Source organism: Planococcus beijingensis, from assembly GCF_016820615.1.
Taxonomy (GTDB): domain Bacteria; phylum Bacillota; class Bacilli; order Bacillales_A; family Planococcaceae; genus Planococcus; species Planococcus notacanthi.
The window spans coordinates 281881-299962 of record NZ_JADHDZ010000003.1 but is presented as its reverse complement, the minus strand read 5'-3'; the positions used below and the strand labels follow the sequence as shown (position 1 = coordinate 299962).

Annotated in this window: 19 protein-coding genes, 3 pseudogenes and 1 riboswitch; of the genes and pseudogenes, 19 read left to right on the top strand and 3 right to left on the bottom strand. The window is 44.3% G+C overall.

Annotated elements, in window-relative coordinates; genetic code table 11:
• Positions 1-55: 55 nt before the first annotated feature.
• Together IRE19_RS10120 and IRE19_RS10115 are read right to left on the bottom strand one after the other, a co-directional pair.
• On the bottom strand, positions 56-1360 hold the full coding sequence (locus IRE19_RS10120) for a murein hydrolase activator EnvC family protein (protein ID WP_404825529.1): 1305 nt from the start codon (positions 1358-1360) through the stop codon (positions 56-58).
• Between the two features lie 405 nt (positions 1361-1765).
• On the bottom strand, positions 1766-2230 hold the full coding sequence (locus IRE19_RS10115) for a universal stress protein (RefSeq protein WP_203340286.1): 465 nt from the start codon (positions 2228-2230) through the stop codon (positions 1766-1768).
• 214 nt (positions 2231-2444) lie between these two features.
• On the opposite strand from IRE19_RS10115, the gene IRE19_RS10110 reads away from it, so the two are divergent.
• The 9 genes and pseudogenes from IRE19_RS10110 to IRE19_RS10070 form a co-directional block, all read left to right on the top strand.
• Positions 2445-3113 (top strand): Crp/Fnr family transcriptional regulator, encoded by a 669-nt coding sequence (locus IRE19_RS10110; protein ID WP_203340408.1) that lies wholly within the window; start codon positions 2445-2447, stop codon positions 3111-3113.
• 152 nt (positions 3114-3265) lie between these two features.
• A complete protein-coding gene (locus IRE19_RS10105) occupies positions 3266-3388 on the top strand; it encodes a cytochrome C oxidase subunit II (RefSeq protein ID WP_191714657.1) in 123 nt (40 codons plus the stop codon).
• Between the two features lie 25 nt (positions 3389-3413).
• Positions 3414-3887, top strand: a complete 474-nt coding sequence (locus tag IRE19_RS10100) for a cytochrome c oxidase subunit II (protein ID WP_191714658.1) — start codon at positions 3414-3416, stop codon at positions 3885-3887.
• Positions 3884-5536: a b(o/a)3-type cytochrome-c oxidase subunit 1 gene (locus tag IRE19_RS10095; RefSeq protein WP_191714659.1), complete on the top strand. Its 1653-nt coding sequence runs from the start codon at positions 3884-3886 to the stop codon at positions 5534-5536. The genes IRE19_RS10100 and IRE19_RS10095 overlap by 4 nt, the downstream gene beginning before the upstream one ends.
• Before the next feature lie 270 nt (positions 5537-5806).
• On the top strand, positions 5807-6427 hold the full coding sequence (locus IRE19_RS10090) for a methyltransferase family protein (protein WP_238943162.1): 621 nt from the start codon (positions 5807-5809) through the stop codon (positions 6425-6427).
• 140 nt (positions 6428-6567) lie between these two features.
• Positions 6568-6987: an organic hydroperoxide resistance protein gene (locus IRE19_RS10085; RefSeq protein ID WP_191714660.1), complete on the top strand. Its 420-nt coding sequence runs from the start codon at positions 6568-6570 to the stop codon at positions 6985-6987.
• 23 nt (positions 6988-7010) lie between these two features.
• Positions 7011-7448: a MarR family winged helix-turn-helix transcriptional regulator gene (locus tag IRE19_RS10080; protein WP_191714661.1), complete on the top strand. Its 438-nt coding sequence runs from the start codon at positions 7011-7013 to the stop codon at positions 7446-7448.
• Positions 7449-7476: 28 nt separating this feature from the next.
• Positions 7477-7959 carry a glutathione peroxidase gene (locus tag IRE19_RS10075; RefSeq protein ID WP_203340285.1) on the top strand — a complete coding sequence of 161 codons (483 nt, stop codon included), beginning with the start codon at positions 7477-7479 and terminating at the stop codon, positions 7957-7959.
• Positions 7960-8083: 124 nt separating this feature from the next.
• Positions 8084-8215, top strand: a pseudogene (locus IRE19_RS10070) (DUF3934 family protein); the annotation flags it as partial.
• A gap of 122 nt (positions 8216-8337) precedes the next feature.
• Here IRE19_RS10070 and IRE19_RS10065 read toward each other — a convergent pair.
• Complete coding sequence (locus tag IRE19_RS10065; protein ID WP_203340284.1) at positions 8338-9642, bottom strand: MFS transporter; 1305 nt, start codon at positions 9640-9642, stop codon at positions 8338-8340.
• Between the two features lie 240 nt (positions 9643-9882).
• On the opposite strand from IRE19_RS10065, the gene IRE19_RS10060 reads away from it, so the two are divergent.
• From IRE19_RS10060 to IRE19_RS10015, 10 genes and pseudogenes are all read left to right on the top strand, one after another.
• The gene (locus tag IRE19_RS10060; RefSeq protein ID WP_203340283.1) at positions 9883-10662 is read left to right on the top strand and encodes a PAS domain S-box protein; all 780 of its coding nucleotides are present in this window, start codon (positions 9883-9885) and stop codon (positions 10660-10662) included.
• Between the two features lie 108 nt (positions 10663-10770).
• Positions 10771-10949: riboswitch (cobalamin riboswitch) on the top strand.
• 152 nt (positions 10950-11101) lie between these two features.
• On the top strand, positions 11102-11587 hold the full coding sequence (locus IRE19_RS10055) for an acyl-CoA thioesterase (RefSeq protein ID WP_203340282.1): 486 nt from the start codon (positions 11102-11104) through the stop codon (positions 11585-11587).
• 1 nt (position 11588) lies between these two features.
• Positions 11589-13211 (top strand): annotated as a pseudogene (locus IRE19_RS10050) (ribonucleotide reductase N-terminal alpha domain-containing protein); the annotation flags it as partial.
• 123 nt (positions 13212-13334) lie between these two features.
• Entirely contained in the window at positions 13335-14072 is a 738-nt protein-coding gene (locus tag IRE19_RS10045; RefSeq protein WP_203340281.1) for a GIY-YIG nuclease family protein, read from the top strand.
• A 187-nt stretch (positions 14073-14259) separates the two neighbouring features.
• A pseudogene (locus IRE19_RS10040) lies at positions 14260-14922 on the top strand (ribonucleoside-diphosphate reductase subunit alpha); the annotation flags it as partial.
• Positions 14923-14934: 12 nt separating this feature from the next.
• The gene (locus tag IRE19_RS10035; protein WP_203340280.1) at positions 14935-15981 is read left to right on the top strand and encodes a ribonucleotide-diphosphate reductase subunit beta; all 1047 of its coding nucleotides are present in this window, start codon (positions 14935-14937) and stop codon (positions 15979-15981) included.
• Complete coding sequence (locus IRE19_RS10030; protein WP_203340279.1) at positions 15962-16411, top strand: flavodoxin domain-containing protein; 450 nt, start codon at positions 15962-15964, stop codon at positions 16409-16411. The genes IRE19_RS10035 and IRE19_RS10030 overlap by 20 nt, the downstream gene beginning before the upstream one ends.
• A 64-nt stretch (positions 16412-16475) precedes the next feature.
• Entirely contained in the window at positions 16476-16688 is a 213-nt protein-coding gene (locus IRE19_RS10025; RefSeq protein WP_203340278.1) for a hypothetical protein, read from the top strand.
• A 496-nt stretch (positions 16689-17184) separates the two neighbouring features.
• Complete coding sequence (locus IRE19_RS10020) at positions 17185-17589, top strand: DUF1259 domain-containing protein (protein ID WP_203340277.1); 405 nt, start codon at positions 17185-17187, stop codon at positions 17587-17589.
• A gap of 27 nt (positions 17590-17616) precedes the next feature.
• Positions 17617-17964 (top strand): GNAT family N-acetyltransferase, encoded by a 348-nt coding sequence (locus IRE19_RS10015; protein WP_203340276.1) that lies wholly within the window; start codon positions 17617-17619, stop codon positions 17962-17964.
• The last annotated feature ends 118 nt before the right edge of the window (positions 17965-18082 follow it).

Below are 18082 nucleotides of genomic sequence, written 5' to 3'. Positions count from 1 at the left end.
AGAAAATTGAAAGAAAAAACCGGCATCTCCTGAGAGAAGCCGGTTTTTTAACATGTTATCGAACGTAAGGAGCAGGATTGACCGCATTTGAACGTGCGCCATTCCAAGGTCCTACGTGAATTTCAAAGTGAAGGTGTGTGCCTGTAGAACGGCCTGTGTTACCCATGCCGCCCACTTGCTGGCCTTGTCCAACTGATTGTCCAACAGATACATTGATCGAGCTCATGTGGCCATAAACGGTAGCGTGTGTCTGGCCGTTGATGGAATGTGTCAGGATGACCACGTTTCCGTATCCGCCCATATTGCCGGCGTAGGACACCATACCGCTCGCTGCGGCAACAATTGGTGTTCCAGGTGAGTTCGCGATATCCATTCCAAGGTGTGATTCTGCTCCGGCACCGATGTCACGGCCACCGAATCCAGAAGTGAAGCGTCCTGTTGAAGGAAGGATAAATGTTGAGCTGCCGGCTTTTGAAGATACCGAAGCTTGTGTAACAGTTGAAGCAGGTGCTGATGCAGACGCTGCTGCCTGGCGTTGAGCTTCCGCTTTGCGTGCTGCGGCTTCTTTAGCCAATCGTTCCTGCTCTGCTTTTCTGGCAATTTCCGCAAGACGTGCTTGTTCTGCGCCAATTTTCTTCTCGAGGTCTGCATTGATGTTCATCGTTTTCGCATGTTCTGCTTGCAGCGATGATTTTTCGTTAGCTAAGCGTGCCTGCTCTGCTTTCAAATCTTTCTCAAGCTGAGCCTGTTCGTTTTTCTGTGCATCAAGTGAATTTTTCAAGTTGACCAATTCGGCCTTTTTGGCTTCCTGTTCAGCTAGTTTCGTTTCCACTTCCGCTTTTTGTTCAGCTAAAAGTTTTTTATCGGCTGCTTGCTCACGCATGATTTCGCGATCCGCTTCGATTAAGATGTTGACTGCTGAAAAACGGTCAATGAAATCTACAAAGCTGTTTGCTCCAAGAAGTACATCTATGTAATCAACTGAACCTCCGCTCAACTGAATAGCACGTGCGCGTTCTTTCAAAAGCTCTTCACGTTCTGCAATTTTTCTTTCCAATTCTTCAATAGACTTTCTCAATTCATCGATTTCGATTTTTGTTTGATCGATTTCTGCTTGAGCAACGTCGATTTTGGTTTGTGTTTCGATGATTTGGTTATCTAACTCGCGGATTTTTGCGATGATTTTTTCGAGTGTGGATTGGTTTTGGGAGATTTCGTTGGTTTTCTGTTGAATCCCGGAGTTCAATTCACTTTGTTTCTGTTGAATTTCTTGTTGCTTTTTCTCTAAATCACTTAGTTTATCAGCGCTTGCAGTTGGCAAAAACATGGTTAGCGCCAGTAAAGCCGATAATGCGATCATCAGACATTTAGCTAATGGTTTCAAACTCTTGTGCTCCTTTCGATTTCCGTGGCTATTTATAATTATCCTGAAAAATTATTATGAGTCGATTGATTTTTCTTGGCAGTAGCCAAATGAAAAATCCAGCAGACCCATTGTAACACCACATAAACGTCTTTATTATTACAGTTTCTTATCATTTTGACTGCTAAAATGACAAAGTGTCTGATAAAGGGCGCCAAAACAATGATTTTTAATATAAATATGACATTTGGTGAAATATTAATTGAAGACGATAAAGCTTTGGTGATTATTTGCTTTTTTTGGTAGTGGATTTACTGGAGGAAGGAAGTAGCGGAAGGTAAAGTAGGAAAAAAGAACATAAAAAAACCTTTCCCTTATTGTTTTTTAGGGAAAGGTTGCTGTTTAGTTTTCGGTAAATAAGTCTTCTTGGTCTCTGCGGACAACCAATACGTCGCATTTTGCTGTGCGGACAATTCGTTCGGAGACACTGCCCATGATAAAGCGTTCAGCTGCGTTCAGACCAGTAGCGCCACAAATGATGACATCGACATTCAATTTAGGAGCCAACTCTTTAGGGATGGCAACTTTAGGGACGCCGTATTCAATAATGACGTTTACATTTTCAACACCTGCTGCTTCTGCTTCTTGCTTGTACTTGGCGAGCAATTCCTCAGAATTTTTCATCGTGCGATCAGCAATTGTGCGGTCATAGGCTTCAATTGAACCGAACGACCGGTTGTCGATGATATGTGCCAAGTGCAAAGTAGCATTGTTGCGGACCGCTGCGGCCGCCCCTTTTTTAAAAGCTAATTCTGATTCTTTGGAACCGTCTACCGCTACCAGTATGTTGGAATATTTTAAAGTCATTTAGCATTCCTCCTCAATCTCTATACTAGGAACTTCTCTACCGGAGAATAAAGTTCCTTCTTATTTGATATATTCTTTTGGCAACAAGTGTCGGAATGATGAATTTGTACCTTTTTAAAAAGAAATTCATGGTAAAATCATTTTAATAGGAATGATTGTATAACGGGAAGGCGGTTGCACTTTGAAAACGGGTACCGGAAACGCAGAGGCATTGATGGATATGAAAGAGTTATTGTCTGTACGCCATCAAGTTAAGGAATTAAAGAAAGACAATTATTTGTTTCGTGAAGGTGATGCCATCGGCGGTGTTTACATCATCCGGTCCGGTAAAATCCAAATTGAAAAAGTGACGCCGAATGGCCGTGAACTTACGTTGAAAATTTGTGGTCCAGGGCAGCTTGTTGGAGAAGTGACCCTTTTTTCTGATAGGCCCAAATACATGCTGGACGCACGTGCGGTCGAAGATGCAGTATGCCTCCATATTTCAATTGATGATTTGGAAGAGGCCTTGTTGACGAATGCCCGATTGTCTGTCGCTTTTATGAAATGGATGGGAATCGATCAGCAGAAAACCCAGACGAAATTCCGTGATTTAATGCTTCATGGCAAAAAAGGGGCACTGTATTCAACCTTGATCAGGCTTTCCAATAGCTATGGGGTGAAAAAAGAGAATGGTGTGTTGATTGATCTCGTATTGACCAATCAGGATCTTGCTAATTTCTGTGGAATGACACGGGAAGTGGTGAACCGGATGCTGGCTGAGTTGAAAAAACGCGGCGTTCTGACATTGAGTGAAGGAAAAATACTGCTTCATGACATTCAGCATTTAAAAGAAGAAACCAATTGTGAAGACTGTCCAATTTATTTATGCAAAATCGATTAACAGGAGAACTTGCCCATGGGGCAGGTTCTTTTTTTGTCTAAAATTTGTCATTTCATTAAAAAAAGACCTTGAGTGTGAGAAATGTCACAGTGCGGGAGAGGCCGATAGAATAGGCTGAAAGTAAGAACAAAACGCGTAAGAGGTGAGAGGAAATGGGTCAAGAGAACCGGGAGCCGGAGACCAATCTGAAAGGTACATTAGTCAGTGTTTTTGTAGTGGGGCTGATCATTATTGTCATGTGGGTCGCCGTTTATTTATTGTATGTAGCCCGTTAAGGCGGAATGAGAGGAGAAGACTAAAATGCATCTTCATAAATATGAAAAAATTTGGCTGGTGTTCGGTATTGCATCGCTGATTGTATTTTTAAGCGTTGTTGGGGTAAGCGCATTTTCACAGGACCATACCCCTGCAGGAGGAATGGAAACAATCGATCCCAAAAAAGTAAGTGAAACGGCACCTTTTGATAATCCGGGAGTCACGCAATTGGACGACGATACATACCAGGCGACGATTGTGGCTATGGCATTCGGATATCAGGCACCGGAATTGAAAGTTCCGGTTGGAAAAGAAATTATTTTTAAAGTAACCAGTACCGATGTAGTCCACAGTCTGACGATCGATAATACAAAAGTCAATATGATGGTCGTTCCAGGCCGGATCACGACAAAATCCTACACGTTTGAAGAACCGGGCACATATTTGATTCTTTGCAATGAATATTGTGGAACGGGCCACCATATGATGTATACAGAGATAGAGGTGTATGAACAATGATTGCTGTGCAAGATCGAAAAATTGCTTTATGGAATATCGGCGTGGCGTATACCGCCTTTTTAATCGGCACCTTATGTGGGCTGCTGCAAGTTTTTATCCGCAATGATGCGCTTCAATTACCGGCTTGGCTGGACTATTACCAAATTCTGACTGCACACGGCGTTTTACTCGCACTTGTATTTACGACATTTTTTATTTTCGGCTTCTTTATTACCGGTATGAGCAAGAGCCTTGGAAGTTTCGGTCCGAAAGTCCGTTTGTTTTCGTGGATCGGCTTTTGGGTAACCTTGCTTGGAACAGTTATGGCAACAGCGATGATCGTGGCCGGAGAAGCTTCAGTGCTGTACACCTTTTATGCACCGCTGAAGGCAAGTGGCTTTTACTATGTAGGTCTTGCTTTGGTGATTATCGGTACGTGGATCAGCAGTTTTGCGCTGGTCGGACATTACAGAGTATGGCGGAAAAATAATAAAGGGCAGTTGAGCCCACTTTTCGCTTTCATGACCATCACGACCATCATCATGTGGATCATTGCATGTCTGGGCGTCGTGGCAACGGTCCTTTTCCAATACATCCCTTGGGCATTCGGCTGGACCGATACCATTGATGTAGAACTCAGCCGCACCTTGTTCTGGTTTTTTGGCCACCCATTGGTGTATTTCTGGCTGCTGCCGGCATACATGGCCTGGTACGTCATCGTACCAAAAATCCTGGGTGTAAAAGTATTCAGTGATTCATTGGCACGTCTGTCTTTTGTTCTTTTCATCCTGTTTTCCATTCCTGTCGGTTTCCATCACCAGCTGACAGAACCGGGGATTTCGAACTTCTGGAAATTCCTGCAGGTGGTCTTGACGTTTATGGTCATCGTACCTTCCTTGATGACGGCGTTCTCGATGTTCGCGACATTTGAAATTGCCGGACGCAAAAATGGCGGGAAAGGCTTGTTTGGCTGGTTTACAAAATTGCCTTGGAAAGATATCCGCTTTACCTCTATTTTCATTGCCATGGCGTTCTTTATCCCCGGTGGAGCTGGAGGAATCATTAACGCAAGTTTCCAATTGAATGAAGTGGTCCACAATACCTTATGGATTGTCGGGCATTTTCACATCACGGTCGGCACTCCGGTGGCGATGACGTTCATGGGCTTGACGTTCTGGCTGATTCCATATTTGACAGGCAGAAAATTCACCAAATCCATGAAAGTGCTTGGGCTTGTCCAAATCATCACTTGGTCGTTCGGCATGCTGCTGATGTCAACAGCGCAGCATCTGCTGGGCCTTCTCGGAGCGCCAAGAAGAACCGCTTATTCCGGCTACAACGATCACCCTGCTGCATTGGAATGGTTTGACGGAATTCTGACCAACCATGTGACGATGGCCATCGGCGGCAGCATCTTGTTCGTTTCGGCAATGATTCTGATTTATATCGTCGTCATGACGATGTTCCTTTCGCCTAAAGCGGTTGAACCGAAAGACATCGTTGATTTCCCGCTGGCGGAAAGCGACATGTCCCGTACCCCGAAATGGCTTGAAAACTGGTGGATTTGGATCGGGCTTGCACTGGCACTCATTGTCATCGCCTATGCGATTCCAATTAGCCAGATGATCCACCATGCACCACCAGGTTCAGAAGGATTCAAAACGTGGTAGGAGTTGAAGGATAATGTTCACAATGGTGCTCTCGTTAATGGTTGTTTTTATCGCATTCACTGCGATGCTGGTCGAAATCTCTTCCATTGAAGATTAAATGGGAAGCTAAGCGGGGGAATTTGATGTAAAGACGCCCTGCAGCTATAGTTTTCACCTTTTTAAAGAAGAGATATAGATAAAATGTAGTGAAGGAGTGCTTTGCCAGGTGGGCAAAGCGCTCTTTTCTGGTTTCACGCTAGTCGTCCAAGTTTATTTGGCAAGGGGTAGAAATTGTATTGTTTCGAAATGTTCTATATATTGGAAGGAAAAGAACAGGAAGTTGAGGCCTCTTTTATGACGATGATTGAATGGATTTTTACAGCAATAAGCTTGTTTTGGCTCAGTGAATTTCTGATTTTCCGAAATCGCGGCATCGGCCAAGGCGACCCATTGGAAAAACGGACATTCTTCACCATCTTTGCAGTTTTGATCGCGACCATTCTTATCGCGGCGGTTTTGCAGGAATTGATGGCGTTCGAGACGATAGCTAGGATCAGTCAAGCAGTGGGAGTTATTTTGCTGGCTTCAGGGGTTTTTCTGCGTTTTTGGGGAATCGTCCATTTGAAATCACAATTCACACGTTACGTAACTGTTCGGGAAGGCGATGAAATCGTCAGCACCGGACCTTACCGAAAACTTCGCCACCCGCTTTACACCGGGTTGTTGTTCATTACTCTCGGGATGGCCTTGTTTTTCACCAGTGCGATGGCGACCGTTCTTGGCGGCCTGGCAATGGTATGGGCTTTGCTGAAGCGAATAAACTACGAAGAGCAGCTGCTGATTGAGAAGTTCGGACCGGATTATCAGCAATGGATGAAAAAGCGTGCACGCTTGATTCCTTTTATTTATTAGAAAACGATCTTTCCCAAAAGACTTTATTCGCCAGGACGGTGAATAAAGTCTTTTTTCGTGTGAGCATATATATTTACATCGCGCACGATTCAGTTTAAAGTAGATCGTGTAAGATATATATGAACGGAGGAAAACACATAATGAAAACACTATTCGAAACAACAATGATCAATACAGGCGGAAGAGACGGTGCGGTTTATTCACCGGACAATATTTTTTATTTGGATGTAGCAAAACCACAGGCTCTTGGAGGTTCAGCAACAACGGCAACAAATCCGGAACAGCTATTTGCTGCAGGTTACAGCGCATGCTTCAACAGTGCATTGGAATTGGTGCTGGAAGCTGGTAAAGTGGAAATTGAAAAGAGTGAAGTAACAGCAACTGTTGCCTTGATTGGGGATAAAGACAACGGCGGCGTTAAACTGGCGGTGAAACTTGTCGTCGACATCACAGGCATCGATGAAGAATTGAAACACGAATACGTAGAGAAAGCGCATCAGTATTGCCCATATTCCAAAGCAATCAAAGGATCTGTGGATGTGGAAATCAGCGTTCTATAATAATTAGCATAGGTGAGATGCAAATGGAAAAACCAACGAAACTCGAACAACAATTGTGCTTCGAAGTCTATAAAGCCTCCAGCAATTTTTCAAAAATGTATGCAAAAGCGTTGGAGCCTTTCAATCTGACGTTTCCACAGTATCTGGTGCTTCTTGTCTTGTGGGAAGAAGACGGATTGTTGACTAAAAATATCGGTGAACGGCTGGGGCTTGGCACCGGAACTTTGAATCCGATCATCAATCGTATGATCGAACAGGGGCGGCTGGTTAAAGAACAATCCCAATCAGATAAACGTGCATTTACGATTTCATTGACGGAAAAAGCCAAAAGCGAACAGGCGGCAGTCGAACAGGCTGTCCTCGACAAACTCATCAGCTGTGACTTTATGGGAGTCAACGCCATCACCTTGATGAAAAACTTGAAAGAGCTGAATGCCTCTTTCAAAACCATGGATTTGTAATAGAAGAATGAATAAGGAGAGATGCCGCATGAATATTTACGATATTGCCGTACCAAAGCCGAACGGGGAAGAATACCACTTAAGCCAATACAAAGGCAAAGCCATGCTGATAGTCAACACAGCGACAAAATGCGGTTTGAGAGATCAATTCGACAGTTTGGAAAAAATGTACGAAGAATACAAGGAACAGGGATTAGTTGTTCTAGGCTTCCCGTCTGATCAATTCGGCCAGGAAAAAGGAAGTGGGGCAGAAGCACAGGAAGCTTGCCGCATGACGTACGGCGTTACTTTCCCTATGCACGACTTGGTCAAAGTTAACGGCAAAGAGGCACATCCACTGTTCAGCTATTTGACTACTAACACAAAAGGGTTTTTATCAAGCGCCATCAAGTGGAACTTCACAAAATTCCTGATTGATCAAAACGGCAATATCGTTTCACGGTTCTCTCCAAAAGATAAACCCGAATCATTTGAAAAAGACATTCAGAAAGTACTCGGCAAACAACACTAAGAGCCGATCGCCAATTGCGAACTGGAAAAAGGGCTATCCCGCCTGTAAAGCGAACATTTCTGTTTCACTCTGAGCGTTGATGTGATAAGCTGTACATCATCGTAGCAGTAATGGAGTGATTATAATGAGCAAAGCAAAAGCAAAAGCGAAAAGCGGTACAGGCCAGGGAACCGGCAAAAAAGGCTGGACGCGCTGGAAAGCAGGAGCCAATAAAGCCAATAGTTTTAAGCCTTACACCAGCAAAACCAATAAAAAAGCCGACGAACCAAAAACAGAGAAAGAAATAGCTTCTCAATGGGTCGATGCATAAATAGCAAGGTAAAGGTTGTCCGAATGGGCAACCTTTTTTTGCCCTTTATTCCTTTTTAAAAAAACCCTTTACTCCGCGAGTAAAGGGTTTTCTGCAGGTCCTTCTATTTCTTTGGCAACGGGTTGTTGGATGGAAGCTTCCTTTTTCGGCGGGTCTGCCAGCAAAGCTGCCACGATACCGAAAATCGGGAAAATCATCAATGTCCAGAGGATTTCGGTATAGCCGCCGAATAAATCGAAAGCGATGCCGAGCGGCAACGGACCGAGTGCAGATCCCGTGACGACCATTGCCATCGAGATGCCGCTGATGCTGCCGATATGTTTACGGCCGAAATAATTGGGCCAGACGACAGCCATGACAATCCGTTCGATTCCCATGCTGACGCCCCAGACCAATCCGAAGACCATGGCAGCCGCCAAAAAATCAGCTTTCTGCAGAAGAAATAACGACACTAGCTCGCCTGCAAATACCAGTGTCAGCATATACTGGACTTTTACTTTTTCCAGCAGAATTCCTGTGATGAAAGTGACTGGCAAGCCGATCAATGCCGTTAAACTTAAAATGCCGGCTGCAGTTTCAAGAGACAGGGACTTTTCAGCGAAAATGGAGACCAGGTGGAAGGTCAAACCGGTATTGACGATGCCCGGAATGGCTGCACATAACAGCAACAGCCAGAAAGCACGGGTTTTTGAAGCTTCTTTCACTGACCAACTGACTTCTTTTATGAGTTTCTTTTCAGGCTCCGCCTTAAGCGCAGCGCCGTTATCCGGCAGCAAGCCCATTTCTTCAGGAGAGTTTTGAATGAGGAAAAGAGCAAGCGGCGTAAAGCAAACAATGATGATGATTCCTAAAATCAGCCATGAACTGCGCCAGCCGAATGACTCGATCAGCCAAACGTTCAGCAGGGGAAAAGCGGCAGAACTGACTAAGCCGCCGATTGCGGCAATGCTGATGGCGCGGCCCCGTTTTTTGACAAACCATTGCGGAATGAGCGAGCTTGATATAAGTGCCATAGAGCCTTGGCCCAACAAGCGAATAAAAAAGAAGCCGATAAACAGCATGACGAGACTTGTTACGAAGCTGTTGAAAAAGCAGGCGACGGCAAAGGAGACGGATACGGCAACGGCCATTTTTCGTGAACCGTTGCGGTCAATCAGGCGCCCGACGAAAAACAGCAGGAACCCTGCCGTCAATGTCGCAGCTGAGTAGATACCGGAAACCGTGGAACGGCTCCAGCCAAAATCTTCTATATAATAATCAATAAAAATTGAGTTGGAATAAGTTTGTCCGGGACCAGAGAAAAATTGAGACAAGGCCGCGATCGCGATAATGACCCAGCCGTAGTGAAAAGCGTTTCCTGTTACTTGTTTCATCGTGCATCTCCAATAACTCTAACCTTAAGGTAGTGTATTTCCTAAAACGGCATCTAAAAATACGTTAAAATCACAGTTTCTTATCATAACATAATAATTTTCCTTTACAAGATTTGAAATAAAACTGTAAAGAAAAGAATCATTCAGAAATCTTTCAGCCTTTCCAAAGACTGAAAGTTTTTCTGAAAAAGTGTAGAATAGAGAGAACGGCAGTTTCTTAGCCAAAAGGAGTGAAAGAAAATGCCAAATACAGTACCGGAAAGACCATTGAGTATTAAAGAGAAAGAAGAAATTTACCAGCAAATCGCGGAGTATTCCGATGAAACAACCATCATTCATTCGAATCAGAAAGTTTTATATATAAATCAGCCCGGATCGGAATTTTTCAAAGCCGATAAAGAAGCGCTCATCGGTGCAAACGTGGTGGATGTGTTTACGGATGATTACAAAGAACTGATTACGGAACGGATCCGTAAGGGGATGGAGGACCGTACAATCGGAGCCTTGATGGAGACAACCGTCAAACGCTTTGATGGAACTCAAGCCGATGTAGAGCTTTACTGCTACCCGGTCCAATACGGGGAAACGGTCGCCATCCAATCCATTATCCGCGACATTACCGAACAGAAAAAAACCGAACGGGATTTAATGCAATTGAAAAATGAAATATCGACTCCCATCGTCCCAATTATTGATGGCTTGGCCGTTTTGCCGCTCGTAGGTTCAGTGGATGGCGATCGCATAAACTTGCTTCTTGATATCATCCCGCAAAAAATTCAAGGAGAGAATCTGCATTGCCTCATCATTGACGTATCCGGCATCTATAACATCGATAATGTAGTGGCAGAATTTCTTTATAAAATCGATCACATTATGCGTTTGCTCGGAATCAAATTGATTTTCACAGGAATCCGTCCCGAACTCGCATTAAAAGCGATTGAAGCGCGTGTGGACTTTAGCCAATTGACGACGATGGGCACTGTGAAACAGGCATTGAAGCGGCATTTACCGGCAAATTAAAACCTTACCTAACCAGAGGCTTAAGAAATCCCTTGTCAAAGATCAGAAAGTGATTTATAGTTTAGGAATACAAGATTTAGTGGTTTTTTAAAGTTTGCCACTATATATAGTGGAACCAATAACGAAGGTGCCTGAAAAGGCTTAATAGGGAATCCGGTGAAATTCCGGAGCTGTTCCCGCAACTGTAAGTGCAGACAAACTATCGCAATCCACTGTCCAACGGACGGGAAGGAGATAGCAGAGGATGACGCACAAGCCAGGAGACCTGCCTTCGTTATGAGTTTATGATCTTCTCCGGGAGCTGAGAGGGATAACGAAGGTATTATGCATGGGATAGCTGTATTCTGCTTCCCATCCGATATTCTGCGTATCTAAACCCCATCCTCCCTGAGAGGATGGGGTTTTTTCTTGTATATCAGAGATGGAGGAATGGATACTCATGACAAAACCGTTAGCAGCGGGGGTGGCAAGAACGATTCAAACACGATTGGTTTTGCCCCCGGACACCAACCATATGGGTACCATATTCGGTGGTACCGTATTGGCGTATATAGATGAAATTGCTGCCATTACAGCCATGAGGCATAGCGGAAAAGCCGTAGTGACCGCTTCGATCGATACCGTAAATTTCCTGTCTTCGGCAAAAGTCGGGGATATCCTTATTTTGGAGGGTGTGGTCATCTCAACAGGCAGAACGTCCATGGAAGTATATGTGAAAGCCGAATGCCAACGAATTGAAACACGCAGCAAAAGCTTGACGACCACAGCCATTTTGACGATGGTGGCAGTCGACAGCGACGGCAAGCCGACACCAGTGACCGGCGTGATTCCCGAAACGCCTGCCGAGGAAAAATTATTTAAAAGCGCACAGGAACGGAAACAGCGTCGCATGACAATAAACGAAATCGCAAAGGAGTTGTGCTGATATGAATATGAAGACTGAGGCAACCGAAATGGACGCAGTAGAAAAGGCCCTTCAACGGGCAACAGAGGTATACGGGCTGGAAACGCGAGAACTATTGGAGCGGACAGCGAACTTAGCTGAGCAGGCAAAAGGAGAACAATCCTTGCTGTATGCGTTGAACCGCATTACGATGGACGAGCCAGATTGGACGTACACCGCAGCAGAATTGTATGCTGGCGACTTATACAAAAAAGCTGGAGACAGCCGCAACTTTTCCGCTTCCCAGAAATATGGCGACTTCTATCGCCTTATTGAAAAACTGACAGGGATCGGCATTTATTCAGGAGAGCTTCTTGCGGCTTATTCGAAAGAGGAAATCATATTATTGGGTGAGGAAATCGAACCGGAACGGGATCTTTTGTTCAACTACATCGGCTTGTTCCTGTTGGCTGACCGCTACTTAGCGAAAGACTATGAAGGAAGGTTATTTGAGCTTCCGCAGGAGCGTTTTCTCGTCATTGCGATGACGTTGATGCAAAACGAACCAAAAGAGCATCGCCTCGAGTTGGTGAAAGAAGCCTACTGGGCCATGAGCCATCTCTATATGACAGTAGCGACGCCGACTTTGTCGAATGCCGGCAAAAGCTTCGGGCAATTGTCTTCCTGCTTTATCGATACCGTCGACGATTCACTGGATGGCATCTATCTGAATAACTGGGATATCGCACGCCTCAGCAAAGACGGCGGCGGCATCGGGATCTATTACGGAAAAGTTCGTGCTTTAGGATCGGACATCAAAAAATTCAAAGGCAATTCTTCAGGCGTCGTACCGTGGATCCGTCTGGTCAACGATACGGCGGTCAGTGTCGATCAGCTCGGACAGCGCCAAGGCGCAGTGGCGATTTACTTGGATGTTTTCCATAAAGATATCATGAACGGCTTCCTGGACCTGAAGACCAATAACGGCGATGAGCGCCGTAAAGCGCATGATATTTTCACCGGGGTATCGATTCCGGATCTGTTTATGGAGCGGCTGCAGGAAAAAGACGAAAACGGCCGCAGCATCGGCGAATGGCACACATTCTGTCCGCATCAGATCAAGCAAGTGATGGGCTGGAAAGATGAAAACGGCAACGCGCTCGGACTTGAAGATTTTTACGACGAAGCCGATGAAAAATACTTCAGCGACAAATACCAGGAAGCTGTGGACCATCCGCTATTGCCGCGTAAAACTTACCGTGCAATGGAAATCATGGCGCGCATCATGGTTTCCCAGTTGGAAACCGGCACACCGTATATGTTCTACCGGGACGAAGTGAACCGCCAGAATCCGAACAAGCACACAAGAGGCAGAGGGCTCACGTCGATTTACTGTAGTAATTTGTGTACAGAAATTATGCAAAATATGTCAGCTACTACCATCATGAAAGAATACACCGATGAAGACGGCAACCTTGTCATGATCCGCAAGCCAGGCGATTTTGTGGTCTGCAACCTGTCGTCCATCAACTTGCCGAGAGCGGTCAAAGCAGAGGTGCTGGAGCGGGTGATTCCGATCCAGATGCGCATGCTTGATAATGTCATCGATTTAAATACGATTTCTGTCGGACAGGCCGATGCCACGAATAAAAAATACCGCGCCATTGAGTATCCAGTGGCTTAAGGGGGTAACCCTTTAAGAAAACCCTGTTAAACGGGGAAACTCTCAGACGAGACAATCCCGTGCTAAATTATCTCAATTGAATCTAAAGGAAAGGAGGACAAAGTAATGAAGGGAATTTATTCGATTTTAAATAACGTAACGGGTAAGTATTATATCGGAGAAACTGTAAATTTAAATAGGCGGACAATTTGTCACTTTTCTGAACTAAGAAAAAATAGACACAAAAACGATCACCTTCAAAAAAGTTTTAATAAGTACGGAGAAGAAGCTTTTGTTTTCACTGTAATAGAAGAAAATGAAAAGTTCACCCAAGAAGAACTTTATGCTCTTGAGGCATATTATGTCATGAAATATAACAGTTTTGCTCACGGATATAACTTAACTTTAGGTGGTACAGGAACAAAAGGTAGGCTATTTTCTGAAGCAGAGCGAAGACTCAAATCAAAAAAAATGACAGGAAGTGGAAATCATTTTTATGGGAGAAGCCACTCTGAGGAAGTTAAAAAGCTACTCTCAGAAAAAGCTTCTTTAAAAACAGGAGAAAAAAATTCTTTTTTCGGGAGAACTCATGTAAGTAACTGGAAAGAAATAAGAAGGCAGCTGTATAAAGAAAAAAGTATAAACGGATGGGTTTCAAGTAATAAAGGAGTTCCTAAGCCTAAGTTGGCTGTGGAAAGTATGAAAAAAAATATGCCTCATAGAAAAGAAATCTTAGTTGATGGAATTTGCTATCTAAGCATATCTGAATGTGCAAAATTAACCGAGATTAAGCGTACTACTATCCGAGCTAGACTAAAAAACGATAATTTCCCAAATTATTTATATAAAACAGTTGAGGTATAAAAGCCTAACGACTATCGAAACCACTCCTCATAGGAGATAAGGGAGTAGAGTACACTATAAGTTTATGATAGTGGAAAAGCAGGGGTTCCTTAAAAAAGGAACGTGATATAGTCTAATCTGCATGGTGACATGCAGCAGTTCATAAGAGAACGGATAAAGGCTTACGACCTTTATTGAATAGAAATGAGGATTAGGAACTTTCGGTTGGCACCACTTACTGGCACTTGAAGGCATCCATTGGGAAAGCGAAAAGGCTGTGGAATTTGCGGATACGCTGTATGAGGAAATCGCTTATCAGACGATCCGCGCCTCAATGCAGCTGGCTGAAGAAAAAGGGGCGTTCAGCAAATTTGAGGGCTCTGAATGGCATACAGGCGAGTACTTTGAACGCCGGAACTACAGCAGTGAACGCTGGAACAAGCTGCAGCAGGAAGTTGCATCGACCGGTGTCCGCAACGGTTGGATGATGGCGGTCGCACCAAACTCATCGACCGCCAAAATCGGCGGTTCGACAGATGGCATCGATCCCCTTTACGCCGTTGAATATGCGGAAGAGAAGAAGAACTTCAAATTTAAGGTGACAGCGCCTGACCTGGACCACAACACGTACGATTATTACCGCCGTGCACGCCACGTGCTGGACCAGAAATGGAGCATCCGCCAAAACGCGGCGCGTCAGCGGCATATTGATCAATCCATCAGCTTCAACTTTTATGTGCCGCATACCATCAAAGCAAAAGAGTTGCTGGAACTTCATTTGGAAGCATGGAAGCAACACTTGAAAACGACTTATTATGTCCGCAGCACATCACAAGCGGAAATCGAAGAATGCGAAGCGTGCCAAAGCTAAAGGAGGATTTTCATGACCATACATGAACCGTTGACTAAGATTAAATTACTGAATCCGGAACATCCGAACAAATCGACTGGCGTCTTGAACGGCCAGTCTTCAGGTTTGTTGAACTGGAACGATATTGCTTACCCCCAAATGTACGACTTGTATCAGGCGCTATTGGCCAACTTCTGGAAAGCGCAGGAAATCAATATGCAGGACGACATCAAGCAATGGGACAGCTTGAGTGAAGTGGAGAAGGACGTCTTTTTGCGCATCAATACGCAACTGGCATCGCTCGACAGCCTGCAGACCCCGACAATGAGCCAGGCGATGGATTACGTCACGGACTCCAGCTTTAAAGCTATTTTTGCGGTCATTTCCCAGCAGGAAGCGGTCCATACCGAGTCGTATTCCTATATTTTGAGTTCGCTGGTCTCGGTGAGCGAACAGAATGCGCGCTTCAATCAGGCGAAAAGCGATCCGGTTGTGCAAAAACGGAATGACCTAATTTTGGATGCCTATGAAGCGTTCCGCCAAAACCCGACGCCGCAGAACTTGTTCAAGCTGAGCGTCAATTCCATTAACCTGGAAGGCATTTATTTCTATGCCGGCTTTGCTTTTTTCTATCATTTGGCGCGCCAGCAGAAGATGCTGAAGACCAGTACCATGATCAGCTATATCCAGCGAGATGAAATGCAGCATGCGTATTTTATTGCCCAGTTTATCCGGATCATGCTGACGGAAAATCCGGAATTGAATACGGATGAAAATATTCAATACATCTACACGACCATCGATCAGGCTGTGCAGCTTGAAAAAGAATGGGCGCATTATATTCTGGCGGATATCGATGGGCTGGATCTTGAGGAGTTTGCCGGTTATGTGGAATATTTGGCCAACAAGCGCTTGCGCCAGCTTGGATTGGATAATCTATACGAAGAACGCAGCAATCCAATGCCATGGATCCAGGTCTTTGGCGACGACATGATGAACGAAACGAAATCCGACTTTTTCGAACAGAAATCCCGGACCTATACAAAAGTGTCGCAGTCCAATGGCTTTGACGAACTCTAACCCCAGACTGGCGATTGTCTATTCCTCGGTTACCGGCAATACAGAAAAATTGGCGGAAATGGTGCAGGAAGCTGCACGGAATCAAGGCATAACTATTGAGCTGTATCCAGTTGACGAATTTCCATTGTCCCAATTACATTGGTTGGACGTGGTAATGATCGGCACCTACACATGGGGGAGCGGCGAAATTCCGGAAGAAATGCATTCTTTGTATCAAGCCATCGAAAAGTTGGGCCGAAAAGAGCTCCGGACAGCCGTTTTCGGAACCGGAGACAGCTTTTTCGCAGAATTCTGCGGAGCTGTCGATCGCTTCCGTGACATGTTATATGTAAAGACGCAGCTGGTTGCGACCCTGAAAGTGGAGTTAACGCCGCAGCCAAGTGATGAGGCACGCTGTGAAAAGCTGATCGAGCTGATGCGCTCTCAATGATGTTTTTCCTGAAAAGCAAAGGGTATAGAAGGAAGACGAAACGATGTGCTGAGGAGGAATAGAGATGATACAGGCAAAATGGCTGAAAACTGGAGCTGCATTATTTTTATCTGTAGGCATGCTTGCAGCCTGCGGAAATGAAGAACCAAACGAAGAAGACAATGGCGATTCGGAAATGCAGAATGAAGAGGATTCGAATTCAAATGATACGGATTCTGAAAATGATTCTTCCAACGATGAAGAAGACGATGAGGAAGATGATTCCGAAGAAGATTGAGTGTCCGGTACTTACAAAAGTGAAAATAAGTCTTTTTTAAAATCGCCGAAAGGCGGTTTTTTGTTTTATTGAAAAGTGTTTAATTTTGAAAAAGGGGTATATAAAAAGTAAATAAAACGCATTTCTGCTAGGGTTAGGGGTTTTAAGGGAAAGTGAAGGGCAGTTGGTTTTTACCTATTTGATTGTATTGCCAAGTCGATTTACCAATTTTTTGTCTAAAGTTTTGGTTCAAAGGTTTTACATCTGTTTTGAAAGGTGTTAAGTTGGAAACGAACGAAAAACGACTGAGTTTTCGTTAAAATCCATTTTGTCCGTAATTGATCACTTAAAAATAGATAAACAATCGAATAACCATTTGGCTGGATGCAACAGACAATTAGGGCTGTAAACAACGCCGAAAAGAATTCAACGATTCTTTTCGGCGTTTTTGTATGCCAGCTAACTTATTTATCCATTTTCAGGAAGTATTCTGGAAAAAACAGAAAGGATGAGGAGGATGGAACAATTGGAGCAGTTGGCTGAACAAGTGGGCATGCTCATGAACTCTGAGGTTGAACTACAAGCAGGTGAATGTTTAATAAAGAGAAAAAGAACCATTAACATATCATCCCACAGCAAAAATTTCAGTTGTACATTGGATCACGATATTTCTTTTAAAAACTTAAAAGATAATGGAAAAGCCATGAATCGAGCGGAAATATTTCTATTGCCGAGTGAACTGGCATCTTTTATGAATGCGCTTCACTGGCACCCGATTCCTTTGCCGACCAATTACCAACAGCGGATGGACGTCAATCCGGATATCATTTGTGTTTATTTGGCGTCAGAAGAAGCACCAGAAGATTTCGCCGGAAGATTGTCTGCCGCTTTTAATGCCGTCGAACAGAATACGCTGGTTTGAACAACTGCTGAAGGAAAGGAGATTCCAATGCTGACCAGATATAAACGCTCGCACGAAAAAATCGCAATGGGCCTGTTGTCATTCATGCCTAGAGAGCGGGATGTAAAACAATTGAAAAAAACCATGGAGCTATATAATGAACGTCCGGACTGGCAACTTTTCCTCTGGAAAGCCGGCGATGATTATATCGGCGCTATCGGCATTCATATAGAAGATGATGAAAATTTCACGGTTCAGCACATTTCCGTAATTCCTTCGTATCGCGGAGAAGGGATCGGGCATAGAATGGTCGAACGTGTGGAACAGCTGATGAATGGCAGGAGACTCAAGCCAACTGAAGAAACCAAACCATTCCTGATGAAATGCAGGGTATAAAAATAATATATATAAATAAAAAAGCCGGTTGTGGCCATTCACAGCCGGCTTTCACACGGCTAAATTTCCATCTGCGGCGGCACACAGCGTATAATGAAAATATCTGACTTACACAAGT